Annotated in this window: 12 protein-coding genes; 8 read left to right on the top strand and 4 right to left on the bottom strand. The window is 65.2% G+C overall.

Features of this window, described 5'->3' with window-relative positions:
• The first annotated feature begins 431 nt into the window (after positions 1-431).
• The 4 genes from QZT63_RS10440 (at position 432) to QZT63_RS10425 (ending at position 5344) form a co-directional block, all read left to right on the top strand.
• The gene (locus QZT63_RS10440; protein WP_290650950.1) at positions 432-2123 is read left to right on the top strand and encodes a diguanylate cyclase; all 1692 of its coding nucleotides are present in this window, start codon (positions 432-434) and stop codon (positions 2121-2123) included.
• Between the two features lie 376 nt (positions 2124-2499).
• Positions 2500-3636, top strand: a complete 1137-nt coding sequence (locus QZT63_RS10435) for a Re/Si-specific NAD(P)(+) transhydrogenase subunit alpha (RefSeq protein WP_290650949.1) — start codon at positions 2500-2502, stop codon at positions 3634-3636.
• Positions 3633-3917 (top strand): NAD(P) transhydrogenase subunit alpha, encoded by a 285-nt coding sequence (locus tag QZT63_RS10430; protein ID WP_290650947.1) that lies wholly within the window; start codon positions 3633-3635, stop codon positions 3915-3917. Before QZT63_RS10435 ends, QZT63_RS10430 begins: the two co-directional genes overlap by 4 nt.
• Positions 3918-3934: 17 nt before the next feature.
• Complete coding sequence (locus QZT63_RS10425; RefSeq protein ID WP_290650945.1) at positions 3935-5344, top strand: NAD(P)(+) transhydrogenase (Re/Si-specific) subunit beta; 1410 nt, start codon at positions 3935-3937, stop codon at positions 5342-5344.
• A gap of 58 nt (positions 5345-5402) precedes the next feature.
• On the opposite strand, the gene QZT63_RS10420 is transcribed toward QZT63_RS10425, so the two are convergent.
• The gene (locus QZT63_RS10420; RefSeq protein WP_290650943.1) at positions 5403-5921 is read right to left on the bottom strand and encodes a TIGR02444 family protein; all 519 of its coding nucleotides are present in this window, start codon (positions 5919-5921) and stop codon (positions 5403-5405) included.
• A 448-nt stretch (positions 5922-6369) separates the two neighbouring features.
• Between QZT63_RS10420 and QZT63_RS10415 the strand changes: the two genes are divergently transcribed.
• The 3 genes from QZT63_RS10415 to QZT63_RS10405 all read left to right on the top strand — a co-directional run bounded on the left by QZT63_RS10415 (position 6370) and on the right by QZT63_RS10405 (position 11102).
• Positions 6370-8565 (top strand): primosomal protein N', encoded by a 2196-nt coding sequence (locus QZT63_RS10415; RefSeq protein ID WP_290650941.1) that lies wholly within the window; start codon positions 6370-6372, stop codon positions 8563-8565.
• A 113-nt stretch (positions 8566-8678) separates the two neighbouring features.
• The gene (gene argS / locus QZT63_RS10410) at positions 8679-10439 is read left to right on the top strand and encodes an arginine--tRNA ligase (RefSeq protein WP_290650939.1); all 1761 of its coding nucleotides are present in this window, start codon (positions 8679-8681) and stop codon (positions 10437-10439) included.
• 18 nt (positions 10440-10457) lie between these two features.
• Positions 10458-11102, top strand: a complete 645-nt coding sequence (locus QZT63_RS10405; RefSeq protein WP_290650938.1) for an SPOR domain-containing protein — start codon at positions 10458-10460, stop codon at positions 11100-11102.
• On the opposite strand, the gene QZT63_RS10400 is transcribed toward QZT63_RS10405, so the two are convergent.
• The 3 genes from QZT63_RS10400 to speA are packed head-to-tail and all read right to left on the bottom strand — an operon-like array spanning position 11099 to position 14160.
• Positions 11099-11335: a hypothetical protein gene (locus tag QZT63_RS10400; RefSeq protein WP_290650937.1), complete on the bottom strand. Its 237-nt coding sequence runs from the start codon at positions 11333-11335 to the stop codon at positions 11099-11101. The genes QZT63_RS10405 and QZT63_RS10400 overlap by 4 nt on opposite strands.
• A 7-nt stretch (positions 11336-11342) precedes the next feature.
• Complete coding sequence (locus QZT63_RS10395; protein WP_290650936.1) at positions 11343-12227, bottom strand: NAD(P)-dependent oxidoreductase; 885 nt, start codon at positions 12225-12227, stop codon at positions 11343-11345.
• A 52-nt stretch (positions 12228-12279) separates the two neighbouring features.
• Positions 12280-14160 (bottom strand): biosynthetic arginine decarboxylase, encoded by a 1881-nt coding sequence (gene speA / locus QZT63_RS10390; protein WP_290650935.1) that lies wholly within the window; start codon positions 14158-14160, stop codon positions 12280-12282.
• A 254-nt stretch (positions 14161-14414) separates the two neighbouring features.
• On the opposite strand from speA, the gene speE reads away from it, so the two are divergent.
• Positions 14415-15278: a polyamine aminopropyltransferase gene (speE, locus tag QZT63_RS10385; protein WP_290650934.1), complete on the top strand. Its 864-nt coding sequence runs from the start codon at positions 14415-14417 to the stop codon at positions 15276-15278.
• The last annotated feature ends 8 nt before the right edge of the window (positions 15279-15286 follow it).

Raw genomic sequence — 15286 nt, 5'->3', positions numbered from 1 at the left:
TGCGAAAATTGGCGTGGATCCTGACGGTTCCTGGCAAGGCGCGCCGACGAGGCGTAGCGGGGACTACGGCGAGGAGGCGCAACGCCGCCAGGGGCCGTCAGGGCCGCGACAATCGTAACGTCATTTGCGGCACAGGACACTAGGCTCCTGTATCCGTCGGGTATACTGGACTGGGGCAGCGCCTGAAGCTGCGGGACCGCCTTGACGCCGGTCCGACCTTCCTGCGGCCAGCGGTGGCTTCGCCGGCATGAGTAACCTGAGATAGTATTGAGTGCCACTGCCGAACGCCCGCGCTCGTTCAACGCGTCGGGCGTACAGGACCCCTGACCCATGGGAACTCGGAGCTGCGGATAGAGCCGATGTATGCTGCCTGGCGTGGCACGGGGCCAGACAGCGCAACCGCTTGATGCGCGACCTGGACTCACCAAAACATGCGTGAACCTGAAATCCCGCGGGAACTCTGCGTACCTGAAGCAGCGGGGCGGTGTCGACAGTGCGATGACCTCGAACAGGTCTTTCGGACAAACCTGTTCGGCGTTCTCGTCATCGAGCCGGACGGTCGCTTCGCCTACGTCAATGACGCGGCCGTGGACCTCCTTCAGTGCTCTCGTGAATTGTTTGTCAACTCTCGGTACCACGACCAGAACTGGGACATCGCAGACATCAATGGACACTCTGTGCCGTGCGAGGATCAGCCCTTTGCGAAAGTCATGGCCACGGGGCAGCCCGTTCGCGGTGCCGAATACGCCATTGCCTTGGCGGACGGGCCGCGGCGTTACCTCCGAGTGAATGCGGCGCCCATACGTGGGCCCAACGACGCAATTGAGCGAGTCGTCATCGCGCTCGAGGACATCTCCGAGTCCTTTCATGCGCGGCGACATCTGGAGCAGGTGTACGAGTGGTTCCGCCTGGCCCAGGAGGCGACCCGATTCGGATTGTGGCAATGGGACGTTGACAGGGATCGTGGCCAATGGGACGTCGTATCGTGGCAGCTACTCGGCCATGACGGCGACCAGGCATCAACCGTGCTGACTTACGAGGACTGGTTGCAGCTCATCCATCCCGATGATCGTGAGGCCGCCTCGCACGAGTTCCGGGTGCAACTGCAATCCGGCGATTCTCTCTCCCAGGAGCTCCGCTACCGGCGAGCGGACGGGCGGTGGCAGTGGATTCAGCACCGCGGCAAAGTCGTGAGCAGGACGCCGGAGGGGCAGCCACTAATGATCGCGGGCACGCACACGGATGTTCAACAGCTAAAAGAAGCCGAGGAGCGGCTTCGGCAGATTGCCGAGAGTATTGAGGAAGTGGTCTGGCTTCGCACCAGCGACGCGCTGCTCTACGTTAACAGGGCCTATGAGCGTATTTGGGGACGCAGCCGCGAGTTGCTGTATGCAGACCCTTCCGGCTATTTGGAGGGCGTACACCCGGACGACCGGCGTCGAGTCGAGACCGCGTTCGCGCGCGCGCAGCAGACTCCGGTCGCATTCGACGAAACCTATCGAATCGTCCGGCCCGACGGCACAATCCGCTGGGTGCGTGCGCGTTCCTATCCCGTTGATCACGAGCAAGGCCGCACTGTCGGCACGATCGTTGACATTACCGACGCAAAAAAGGCGCAGGATATTCTGGAGCGACGAGCAACCATCGATCCGCTAACAGGGCTTTGGAACCGCTCCCAATTCGATATCAAATTCCGCGACGCGCTCGATCGTTGCCGTCGGTACCACTCGCCAGCAAGCCTTATCCTGCTGGATATCGATCATTTCAAGCGCGTCAATGACACATTCGGACATGATGTGGGTGACGCCGTCCTGCGCGAGATTGCCCGACGTCTGGGCGCTATCCTGCGAAGCCCGGACGCCCTCGCCCGCTGGGGCGGTGAAGAGTTCGTGGCGTTACTGCCTGAGACCAACATTGAGCATGCAGCAGGCATCGCCCAACGCCTGCGCGAGTGCGTCTGCAGTCGCGACGTCGAGACTGTCGGTCGGATAACGGCCAGCCTCGGGGTGACTGCTCTCCGCCCCGACGATCCGACCACGCGGGCCGTGCTGCGTCGCGCCGACTCTGCGCTCTACCGTGCCAAGGCTGCAGGCCGCAACCAGGTAGTGACGATTTACGCCTGAGGCAGCCATCCACCCCTAGTGCCTGCTGTCGGGATTTCCCACTAATGCCGCCGGCAGAACCCGAGTTCAAGGGCGTGCCAGGGCCTGGCCTTTCCCGCCTGCTACCGTCGACAGATTGCCCCTTTATTCATCAGACCTTTCCTTCAAAACCCCGGGAACATGAGCTATCCTCTAACTGCCAGCGCGGGCGGCCTATCCGACCGCGTTTTACTTGTACGGGACTGCGGTCGGGGGAGAGCAGGCCCATAGCAGGTGCCATGGCAAGGGCACCATCCGTCACCGAAGCCTAGGAGTTGACAAAGCCTCGGTGGCGGCCAAGGCCTACCGCTGCCGATTACTCGAACCAACCCTGTTGAGAAGAGGGGAGACACCCATCATGGCAATACGTGTAGCCGTGCCCAAGGAAACCCAGACAGGAGAACGTCGGGTGGCCTTGGTGCCGAGCGTGATCAAGCTGCTCGACAAGCTGAGCGTAGAGATTCTAATGGAATCCGGCGCTGGCATGGAGAGCGGCTTCAACGACGACGCCTACCAGGGCGTCAAAATCGTGGATTCGGCTGACAATCTCTACCAAGATGCCGACGTTATCCTGAAGGTCCAGCCGCCGACCGTTGAAGAAGCCGGCAAGCTCAAAGAGGGCAGTGTCGTTGTAGGGTTCATGTCACCTCACGAGGGCGACACACGCGTCAAGACATTCACCAAGAACAAAATCACCAGTTTCTCCATGGAGCTGGTTCCGCGCATCACCCGCGCCCAGTCCATTGACGCCCTCTCATCGCAGGCATCGATTTCCGGTTACAAGTCCGTGCTCCTGGCGGCGAACCTGAGCCCACGGCTGTTTCCGATGCTGACCACGGCTGCCGGAACCATCCGGCCATCCACCGTGCTTGTCATCGGTGTTGGGGTGGCGGGCTTGCAAGCCATAGCCACCGCCAAGCGCCTGGGCGCCATCGTGGAAGCCTATGACGTTCGCTCCGCCACCAAGGAACAGGTCGAATCCCTGGGGGGTAAGTTCATCAAGACGGGCGTCACGGCGGAAGGTGAAGGCGGCTATGCCCGCGAACTCACCGAGGACGAGAAAAAACAGCAGGCCAATGTGCTCGCGAATCACGTGGCCAAGGCGGACGCCGTCATCACGACAGCGGCCATTCCAGGCAAGCCGGCGCCGAAGCTTATCGACCAGGCCACCGTGGAGCGCATGAAGCGCGGCGCAGTGATCATTGACCTTGCTGCCGAGACCGGGGGCAACTGCGCAGTCACCAAGCCCGGCAAGGACGTGGACCACAACGGTGTCACCGTCTCGGGGCCCAAGAACGTGCCCAGCGCGCTATGCCAGCATGCCAGCGAGATGTATGCCCGCAACCTGTACAACTTCCTGGCGCTGATTGTTAAGGACGGGAAGCTCGCACTGGACTGGAACGACCAGGTCCAGGCGGATAGCTGCCTGACGCACGCCGGCGAAATCAAGCACGGGCCGACCCGTGAACGCCTGGAAGGAGGCAAGAAGTCATGATCGAGGGTTTCACTGCACTCTACATCTTCATGCTGTCCGCGGTCGCGGGGTATGAAGTGATTTCCCGGGTTCCGGTCATCCTGCACACGCCGCTGATGTCCGGCTCCAACTTCATCCACGGCATCGTCGTCATCGGTGCAATGATCGTCCTGGGACACGCGCAGACGCCCATGGAGCAGCTCATCGGCTTCATCGCCGTGCTTCTGGGTGCCGGTAATGCCGTCGGGGGTTACGTGGTCACCGAACGCATGCTCGAGATGTTCAAGAGCAGCAAGAGCTAAGGTAAGGGGGCACGGGAATGGCAACGCTGATGCAATTGAGTTATTTCCTGGCAGCCGTTCTGTTTATCGTCGGGCTCAAGGCAATGAGTTCGCCGAGGACGGCGCGCAAGGGCGTCATGTGGGCTGGCGTGGGCATGGTGCTCGCGACGCTCGTCACCTTTTTTGATCCGACGATTATCGGATTCGCCAACTACCTCCTGATCATCATCGCCATCGGCATCGGCGGGGGGCTGGCCTGGGTCACCGCCAAGCAGGTGCAGATGACCGAGATGCCGCAAATGGTGGCGCTCTATAACGGCATGGGCGGCGGCTCGGCCGGCGGCATTGGTGCCGTAGCACTGCTGGAGGCCCAGCGCAAGCTGGTGGAAACCGGCGATAACGCCATCTTTCAGCAGATGGGTGCCGACGTCGCTGTACTGGCCGTGCTGGGCGGGCTGATCGGTTCCGTCGCCTTCTCCGGCTCGCTGATCGCCTGGGCGAAGCTGGATGGGCGCATGCAACGCAACAGCCTGATGCCCGCGCAGCAGATTGTGAACATCGTCCTGTTTGCGGCGGTGGTCCTGGCCGGGATCTGGGTGTTCTTCTCCGGTGGCGTGTTCTCGATCTTTGTATTCTTCGTCCTGGCCCTGGTGCTCGGCGTGTTCATGACGGTTCCCATCGGCGGCGCCGATATGCCGGTCGTGATTTCGCTGTTCAACGCCCTCACCGGGCTAGCGGTTGGCTTCAAGGGCTACGTGCTCGGTAACGCCGCCCTGATCATCGCCGGTACTCTGGTGGGTGCGGCCGGTATGCTACTCACGGTTTTGATGGCCAAAGCCATGAACCGATCGATCGCTAACGTGCTCTTCAGCGGCTTCGGTACCCATGCCGTCGCGGCCGCCGAGGGCCCCGAAGGCGAAATGAAGGAGATGGGCGCCGAGGATGCGGCGTACCTCATGGCATTCTCCGAGCGCGTGGTGATTGTTCCGGGCTACGGCATGGCCGTGGCTCAGGCGCAACACAAGATCTGGGAGATGGTGCAGGGGCTGCAGGGCCGTGGCGTGGACGTCAAGTTCGCGATCCACCCGGTGGCAGGCCGCATGCCGGGGCACATGAACGTGCTGCTGGCCGAGGCCGGGGTCCCGTACGATCTCATCTTCGACATGGAAGAGGTCAACGAGGACTTCAAGCTCACCGATGTGGTGCTGGTCATCGGCGCCAATGACGTGGTGAACCCGGCGGCCAAGACCGACGAGTCCAGCCCGATCTACGGTATGCCCATTCTGGAGGTGGAAGACGCCGAGAACGTGCTGGTGATCAAGCGCGGTCGCGGTACCGGGTTCTCCGGCGTGGAGAACCATCTTTTCTTCGGCGACAAGACCAAGATGGTCTTCGGCGACGCCCAGAAGGTGGGCAGCCAAATGGCGGCAGCGATCAAGGAACTCTGACAGCCTGGTGCCTGCCGCACGAAAGGGGCCGCCTCCGGGCGGCCTTTTTTTCGCCCTGCTACCGCGCCGCCACGGCGACCGTGACAATCCGCCGCAACGGTGCCCGCAACCCGGCCGTGGCCGCGACACCCAGGCTGGTCAGGTACCGCTCCAGGGCCACGCGGGCATCATCGCCCGCGTCCCCCGGGTGATCCCGACGGCCGCACGGGCGAATCCGCGCCAACACCCTCTCCTGGACTAAACGCTCCACCTCCAACTCCCGCTGGAGCAGACTCTGGCGCAGTGCAGCGGCCTGTGCATCCCGGCGTGCATCCCCCCGCAGGCCGTTGCGGGCCCGGCGCAGTGGGCGCAACACGTCGGCCTCGAGACGCTCGCTGATCGCGACCACCGCGGCGGCCGCCTCGGGTCGAAGCGGCCCGTGCCCGGCCGCCGCACTCCAGACAACGGTCAGCAGGGCTGTAACGCACACCCCCGCCCGATCCTGAAGCAGCAGGCAAATCTCCTTCACACCCGCTTCGCCATACAGCCGGGCCAGGCCAGCCCAGGCGGCATCCCGTTTGTTCAGGGAATCATCCATCAGCGCTCTCCGGTCAGGCCGCGCGCATGCCGTGCCGTACCCGTGGGCCAGCCCCTTCCAGGTCTCACACAGGCGTCGCACCGCATTGATCGGCGCGGTGTTAACCATCGCCCCAGTGCAACCGGGCGCGATCCGAGGTTGACAAAAGCCGCGGGTTATACACACCGCCGTCCCGTCCCTAAGCAAAGACCCTGATCCTGGCGCAACCCGCCCCGTCACACTTGGAGGCGCACATAAGTCATTGTTTTACTGATGTGCCACTCGTTCGCCGCTGTCTGCTCTATACAACAATGGTACCCATGAAACAAGGAACTCCGTCGCAATCCGGAAAATAAATCCACAGAGTTGTCCACAGGCTCTGTGTAGGCATGACAAACACGCCGACGCTGACATCGACGGCCCAAAGATCGGTAGACTGCCCGCGGGTTCCGCCCCAACTGGAAGCACAATGCCTCATGCGCTCGTTATTCAGGTGGCCGTCCCAGCGCCACTCGGCCGCACACTTGACTACCTGCCGCCCGACTCAGGGGAGCAGCCGGCGCCAGGCATGCGGGTGCGGGTACCATTCGGCCGCAGGCATGTGGTGGGCGTGGTCACCGGCAGTGACACACGGGCGCGGGTGGACGGCGGACGCCTGCGATGCATTCAGGAACTGCTGGATGACACCCCCATCCTGCCTCCCGACGTCCTGGAGCTGGGCCTTTGGGCTGCCGCGTACTATCACCACCCCCCCGGGGAGGTGCTGGCCGGCATGCTGCCTACCCCGCTGCGCAAGGGGCGTCCAGCGCGGCGACGGGCTGCGGACTGCTGGCAACTCACGCGCACCGGTCAGGCGTGTGACCCCGAGCAGTTGCGCCGCCGGGCCCCGCGACAGGCAGCCGTCATAGAACGTCTCGTAGAAAACCCCGAGGGCCTGCCCACCGCGGCGCTGGCCAACCTGGACGGCAACTGGCGCAACGCCCTGCGCACCCTTCATGCTCAGGGCCTGGTGACGCCGGCGGTGCCATCAGTCAGTGCGCCGCGGGCCGGCAGCGCCCCGACCCTGAACGCGGCGCAGTGTGCGGCCGCCGTGCGCATCGTCGCGTCCCTGGGCAATTTCACTGCGCACCTTCTGGAGGGCGTCACCGGCAGCGGCAAGACGGAGGTGTATCTCGCGGCGATGGATGCCGTGGTCGAGCGCGGCGAACAGGTGCTGGTGCTGGTCCCCGAAATCGGACTCACACCCCAGCTTATCGAGCGTTTCAATGCGCGCGTGCCGGGACGTCTGGCTGTGTTGCACTCCGGCCTGGCGGAGGGCGAACGCCAGGCCGCCTGGCTTGCCGCCGCAGACGGCGACGTGGACGTCCTGATCGGAACGCGATCAGCGCTGTTTACGCCATTACCCCGACCTGGGCTCATTATTGTCGACGAGGAACATGATACGTCGCTGAAACAGCAGGACGGCTTTCGTTATCACGCCCGGGACCTGGCCGCGGTACGCGCCCGCAACCTCGGCGTGCCACTGGTGCTGGGGTCCGCCACGCCGTCGCTCGAGAGCCTGCACAACGCCGTCACCGGACGCTACCAGTTGCTGGATCTGCCCCGTCGCGCCGGTGCGGCCCATCCGCCACGCCTGGAACTCGTGGACGTCCGTGGACAACCCCTGGAAGCCGGCGTCTCCAGGCTGGTGCTGGCGCGGATGGATCAGCACCTGGACAGCGGTGGGCAGGTGCTGCTGTTTCTCAACCGCCGCGGGTATGCGCCCGTGCTGCTGTGCCACGACTGCGGCTGGGTCGCGGGCTGTCCGCGCTGCGATGCCCGCCTCACCTGGCACCGGCATGCTCGGCGCCTGCGCTGCCACCACTGCGGCCACGAACGGGGCGTCGACCGCCATTGTCTGGATTGCGGCAGCACCGATCTTCGCGATGTCGGCCAGGGCACCGAAAAGCTGGAGCAGGCGCTGAACAAGCGCTTCCCCGACGCCGGGGTCATCCGTATCGACCGCGACAGCACCCGGCGCAGGGGGGCCATCAGCGATCTCCTGGGCCGGGCCCGAGACGGTGGAGGGCGCATCCTGCTGGGCACGCAGATGCTCGCCAAGGGCCACGATTTGCCGGGTATTAGTCTGGTCGCGATCCTGGACTGCGACCAGGGGCTGTTCGGCGCGGACTTCCGCGCCCCGGAGCGCATGGCCCAGTTGGTCACACAGGTCGCCGGACGGGCCGGCCGCCGCGAGCGGCCGGGCGAGGTGCTCCTGCAGACCCACCACCCGGAACACCCATTACTGGAGGTGCTGCTGCGCGACGGATACGCTCGCGTCGCGCGCACGATGCTGGCCCAGCGCCGGGAGGCCGCACTGCCACCCCACACCCACTTGGCGCTCATCCGGGCGGAGGCGGTGGATGCCGAGGCGCCCAGCGCGTATCTCGCCGCCGTCCGCGAGGCCGGCGAGTCCCTCGCCGACCCGAAGGTGCTGCTCATGGGGCCAGTGCCCGCCCCCATGGAGCGGCGCGCCGGACGATACCGCGCCCAGCTGCTCCTGCAGGCCGCGACCCGGCCACCCCTGCAAGAACTCCTGGGCCGAATGTCACCGCGAATGCAGGACCTGCCCGGTGCCCGTCGTGTGCGCTGGTCCATAGACGTGGACCCGCAAGAGATGTTCTAACAGGTGCGTTGCCGGGCGCAGCGCATGGCGCTGCCGCGGCGCAGATTTGTGGGTCGCCCCGGGAACCGGGATAATACGCCACCACCTGAAGAGCAACGGCCGCCGCTACGCGCATGAAAGAACAGCTTCGCAGTCTCATTGCCACCGCCGTGGACCGCCTCGTCGCAGACGGGACGCTGCCGCCTGACACCCGGGTCGAGATCCAGGTCGAGCGCGCCCGTGACAAATCCCACGGCGACTATGCCGTGAATACGGCCATGGTGCTGGCGAAACAGGCGCGCAGGAAGCCGCGGGAACTCGCGGAACGCCTTGTCGCGGCAATGCCGCAGGACGCGGGGGTTGCCGGCGTCACCATCGCCGGTCCCGGGTTCATCAACATCGACATCACTTTCGAAGCGGCCTACGGGGCGGTGCGTGACGCCCTGGAGCAGGGGCCGCGCTACGGCCGCTCGAACCAGGGTGCCGACGAGCGGATCAACATTGAGTTTGTGTCCGCCAACCCCACAGGCCCGCTGCACGTGGGCCACGGCCGCGGCGCGGCGTTCGGCGGCACGCTGGCGAGCCTGTTGACCACCGCCGGTTACGACGTCAACCGGGAATACTACGTCAACGACGCCGGGCGGCAGATGGACATTCTCGCCACCAGCGTCTGGCTGCGGCACCTGGAGTTGCAAGGAGAGGCGATCCGCTTTCCGGACAATGCCTACCGCGGGGACTACGTCCGCGACATCGCCCAACGGCTACGGAACAGCGCGCAGGACCGCTTCTTCCACCCGGCGAAGGTGGTGTTGGCGTCGCTGCCCCTGGACGGCTCCGAGGGCGGCGACAAGGAAGACTACATCGACGCGCTCGTCTCCCGCACCAAGGACCTCCTCGGCCCCGAGGCGTACGCAGCGGTGGTCAGCCTCGCTTTGGAGACCGTGCTGGAGGACATTCGCGACGACCTGGCCGCGTTCGGCGTCACGTACGATCAGTGGTTCTCGGAGCGCTCGTTGACGGAATCCGGCGCCGTGGATGACGCGTTACAGCGCTTGCATGCAGCCGGCCACCTCTACGAGGCCGACGGCGCCACCTGGTTTCGCTCCAGTGCCTTCGGCGACGAAAAAGACCGCGTGGTGCGCCGCGAGAACGGCGCCGTGACCTACTTCGCTTCCGACATCGCTTATCATCTGAACAAATTCGAGCGCGGCCATACCGCGTGCATCGACGTCTGGGGCGCCGATCACCACGGTTACGTTGCGCGGGTCCACGCCGCGCTGAAGGCCTTCGACCGGCCCCCGGAGCAGCTCGATGTTCGGCTCGTGCAGTTCGCCATTCTCTATCGCGGCAGCGAGCGCATGCCCATGTCCACGCGCTCCGGGCAGTTTGTCACCCTGCGGGAGCTGCGCGAGGAGGTCGGCGCGGACGCGGCCCGGTTCTTCTACGTCCTGCGCAAGCCGGAGCAGCACCTGGATTTCGATCTGCAACTGGCGAAATCCCAGTCCAACGACAACCCCGTTTACTACATTCAGTACGCCCATGCGCGCATCTGCAGTGTGCTGGTCCAGCTGCGCGAAAAAGGGCTCACCTACGACCCGGTCAACGGCGACCGGCACCTGACGCTGCTCACCGAGTCCCACGAGACGGAGCTTGTTAGTGCCATCGGCCGCTACCCCGAGCTCATCGAGATCGCGGCCGCTGCACGGGAACCGCACCAGGTCGCCCACTACCTGCGGGAGCTCGCCAGCCACGTGCATACGTACTACAACGCGCACCAGTTTCTGGTTGATGAGCGAAATCTGCGTGATGCGCGCCTTAATCTGGTATTGGCAGCCCGCCAGGTCATCCGCAACGGCTTGCACCTACTCGGTGTCTCCGCGCCGGAAGCGATGTAACGGACAACGGAAGAGAGCATGGCAAACAACAAGCGCAGCGGCGCCAAGCGCAATCCACGACCAGCCGCTCAACACAACGCGCCCCGCTGGGTCTGGTTCCTGAGCGGACTGCTGCCCGGGCTGTTCATCGCGCTGCTGGTGCACATGCACCACGCGCGTGACGACGGCATCGCCAGCCTCGCCTCGGGGCCGGAGAGCGCCGCGCCCGGCAGTGCCGATGACGGTAGTGATTCGTCGGATCGACCGCGCTTCGAGTTCTACGAACTGCTCTCGGAGATGGAGGTGGTCGTCCCCGATGAGCCGGAGCCGGACGCGGGACCGACCGAACAGCCCGCGACGCCGGCGCCGGAGGTGGCCACGCCGCACCTGGAGCAAGCGCCTGCGGCAGCTGACAACGCGCAGGAGACGCAGGAGGCGCAGGGGGATACCCGCTACATGCTGCAGGCGGGGTCATTTCGCTCCCACGAGGACGCCGACCAGCTCAAGGCCCGGCTCGCACTCATGGGTGTGCGAGCGGACATCCAGAGCGTTGAAGTGGACAGCGGCGAGACGTGGCACCGTGTCCGCATCGGGCCGTTCTCCGACCGCGAGCGGGTGGATTCACTGCGCAGTCAGCTCCAGGGTGTGGAAGTGGACAGCCTGCTGCTGCGCACGCGCGGTTAAGGGCGCGCCATCCGCCAAGGACGGGTGGCGCGGGCGCCCTGGAGGACCAGCGGCCGCAGGCCTTCCGGGTGTTCGGTTTCTGTGAACTCCTGATCCACGAGCATGGCTACGTGCCCCTCGGCCAGGCGGCGCATGAGATCCGGCGCACTGCCCTCGCCGCTGTGCGCCGCCAGAAGGGCCCGTTCCAGGTCGTTGATCGGCGCGAACGATTGGACACGCGGATCAGTGGCCATGGCCCGCCTATAGCGATTTCTTGTTGCCGCCACGAAACAGCTGGCGCTTGTCCCGGTAGAGCGCGGAGATGTCCTCATCGCCGTGACCCGCCGCCATAAGGCGCTCGTAGTGCTTGAGCGTCATTTCCACGATGGGCAACGCCACGTTCATGGTATCCAGCATGTGCCGGCAGATCGTGAGGTCCTTATGGTGCAGCCCAAGCTTGAAGCCGGGCTCGAACGTGCCTTTGACCATGGTCGGGCCGCGCATCTGCAGAAACCAGTTACCGGCCGCACCCCCGCCTACCACCTCGATGACCTTGTCCATATCCAGCCCCGACGCCTGGCCGAACGCCAGCGCTTCGGTCACCCCCTGATTGATGCCGGCAACCATGATCTGATTGACGGCCTTGGTGGCCTGGCCGGACCCCACCTCACCCATATGCGTGGCGCTCTTGCCCATGGCATCGAACGCCGGGCGCAGGCGCTCCACGGTATCGGCATCGCCACCGATCATAAACACCAATTGGCCGCTCTGGGCGCCTTCCTTGCCGCCCGAGACCGGCGCGTCCAGGAACTCGACATTGGCGGCGGCCAGCTTCGCGGCTGACTGCTTGGCGGTGTCAACGGCCACGGTGGAGGTATCCACCACGGTCTTGCCGGCAGACAACCCACCGGCCATGGCATCCATGACCGCCAGCACATCCTCGTCGCGAGAGACGCAGGTGATGATCGCATCGCACTCGCGTGCCAGGCTTGCCGGGTCCACCGCAGCCACGGCACCGAGTTCATCGGCAATGGCCCTGGCCTTCTCGGGTGTGCGATTCCACACCGCCGCCAGCAAGCCCGCCTTGTGCAGATTCCTGGCCATGCCGGTGCCCATGGCTCCCATTCCGATCACGCCGACTTTCATGACGATCAGCCTCCGTTTCACCTGTTAGGGTTCCGAGGCCGCGACGCGGCCATCACTCCTCGAGATAGGTATATCCCGCCAGTCCGGCTTCCAGCGCGGTCAGACAGTCCTCACGCCGCCTCGCATCCAGGTCCGCGTCGGCCACCTTGTCACGATACGCCGCCAGCAGGCTGTCGCGCTCGAAATGCACGTAGCGCAGCACCTGCTCCACGGTGTCACCGGGGACCGGGTCGCTCAGCCGGCAGCCATCGCCCTCCAGGTGCACGTTTATGGCGGCGGTATCGCCGAAGAGATTGTGCATGTCACCCAGGATCTCCTGGTAGGCGCCCACCATGAAAACCCCCAGGTGATAGGGCTCTCCCGGGCGGAACGGCGGCAATGGCAGCGTGCTCTCCACGCCCTCGCCGTCCACGTAGTACTGCACGCTGCCATCGGAATCACAGGTCAGGTCCTGGAGGATGGCGCGCGCGGTGGGCCGCCGTTCCAGGCCCGCCAGCGGCAGGATGGGAAAGACCTGGTCGATGGCCCAGACGTCGGGGATGGACTGGAAAATCGATAGGTTGCAGAAGAGTTTCTCGGCCAGTTTCTCGTTGAGCTCATCCAGCACCTCGCGGTGATTGCGCGCCGCCGGGCTGAGCTGCCCGTGGACTTGACGGCAGATCGCGGTGTAGAGCTCTTCGGCCCGAGCCCGCTGGCGCAGGCTCAGCACCCCGTGGGTGTACATCGCCTGGGCTTCCTGCAAGCCGTGCACGGCATCATGATAGCGCTCGATGGGCGAGCGGCCAGGACCCTCTGCCACACTCCGCCACAGGTCCTGGAGCACCTGCGGGGCATCGGCAGAGGGGGGCTCCGGGTTCGGCGCTCCAGGCACGTCGTGATCGATCACGTTGGTGAGCAGCACGGCGTGGTGAGCGGTCAGAGCGCGCCCGGACTCCGAGATGATGTCCGGATGGGGCAGGCCGTGTTCGCAACAGATTTCCCACAGGGCATGGACGACATTGCCGGCATACTCGGAGACGGAGTAGTTCATGGAGCAGAAGTTACGGGATCGGGTCCCCTCGTAGTCCACCCCCAGACCACCGCCCACGTCCACGGTGCTCACCGGCACGCCAAGGGCCCGCAGCTCCGCATAGTAGCGGGCCGCCTCGCGCATGCCACGGCGGATATCACGCACGTTGGGAATCTGCGAGCCCAGGTGGAAATGCAGCAGCTCCAGGGTGTGTTCCAGGCCTTCGGCGCGCAGCCGCTCGACGACGGCCAGGGCCTGGGAGGCGCTCAGGCCGAACTTTGATTTCTCGCCGCCGGTGTTCTGCCACTTGCCGGTGCCGATGGAGGCAAGACGCACGCGCATGCCCAGCCGCGGGGTGATGCCAAGGTCCCGGGCCTCGCCGAGGACCAGTTCCACCTCGCTGCGCTTTTCCATGACGAGGCGCACATCCATGCCGAGCTGCTGGCCCAGCAGGGCAAGGCGCACGTATTCCCGGTCCTTGTAGCCGTTGCAGATCACGGTGCCGCCCGGCGGCGCTAGCGCGAGCACAGCCATGAGCTCGGGCTTGCTGCCCGCCTCCAGGCCGACGCGGTGATTGCCGTGGGCGAGGATCTCCTCCACCACGCGGCGCTGCTGGTTGACCTTGATGGGATACACGGCCGTGTAGCGAGCGCTGTAGTCGTGCGCCGCCATGGCGGACTCGAAGGCCTGACAGAGTCCATCGATGCGGTCATGGAGAATGTCGACGAAGCGGACCAGCACCGGCAGGGAGAGACCGCGCGCCTGAATGGCCTCGGCGAGGCTGGTCAGCACAATGCCGTAACTGTCATCACGGCCGTCCGGATGCACCACCACGCGGCCGTCGGCACCGATGTCGAAATAGCCGCCGCCCCAGTGCGCCGTGTTGTAAAGATCGCGCGCCTGCTGGATGCTCCACTCGCCCATGATTCCGATCGGTCCCCGTTTGCGCTCCCCAGCGGAGGGTACAGTGCACCGGGGCTGCTCCCCGGACGCCGGTAACGGCGCCGCATCAGGGTAACACGGGTAACACCATCGGCTTGCCACGCGCCTTGCCTTCTCACGTTTGCACGACGCCGCGCGGTCGGCGAGGACTGGTCACGGCCGGCTGCTTTGCGCATAATCGCCGGCCATTGCGTGTTTGGACGCAGCTCATACGGGCTGCGCAAGGGAGGCGAACCATGGCACTGGATAGCGAGCGCTGGTTCAGCGAGCCCTTCGGTGAGGAAGGCATCGCGTTCTCGCTGGAATTAAAGGAGAAGCTGCACGAGGAGCAGACCCCGTACCAGAGGATTGAAGTCTACGAGACCACGCGCTGGGGCCGGCTGCTGGTAATTGACGGCTGCGTGATGCTGACCAGCCGCGACAACTTCACCTACCATGAGATGATGTCCCACCCGGTGCTGTTCACCCACCCCGCGCCCCGCAACGTGCTCATCATCGGCGGCGGCGACTGCGGCATGCTGCAGGAGGTACTCAAGCACCGGGGCGTGGCGCATTGCACCCAGGTCGATATCGACGCAGGGGTCACTCGGGCGTCGGAGCGCTTCTTCCCGGAGCTCTGCGGCGCCAATGACGATCCGCGCGCCACGCTGCGGTTCGAGGACGGCGTCCAGTACATCAAGGACCTGGGGGCCGGCAGCGTGGACGTACTGATCGTCGACAGCACCGACCCGGTGGGCCCGGCGGCGGGGCTCTTCGGCGAAGCCTTCTTCCGCGACGTCCACCGGGCGGTGGCCGACGACGGCCTGATCGTGCAGCAGAGCGAATCACCCATCCTGCACGTGGACACCCTGTTGCGCGAGCTCCACGGCGCCATGCGCAGGGCCGGCTTTACGCGCGTGGTCACGCTGCAGTACCCGGTGTGCAGCTATCCCTCCGGATGGTGGTCCGCCACCATGGCGGGCAAGGGGGCGGACCTCACGCAGTTTCGCGCAGGGGACGTGGAGCGCAAGCCGTTCCGCACCCAATATTACAACGCCGCCATCCACCGCGGCGCGCTGGCGGTGCCGGAGTTTTGCCGGCACTTGTTGACGGATCAATAAACGGCAGC

It is taken from the genome of Aquisalimonas sp., from assembly GCF_007120195.1.
GTDB lineage: Bacteria > Pseudomonadota > Gammaproteobacteria > Nitrococcales > Aquisalimonadaceae > Aquisalimonas.
Note: the sequence above shows the minus strand (reverse complement) of the source record. Positions and strands in the feature narration are given on the sequence as shown.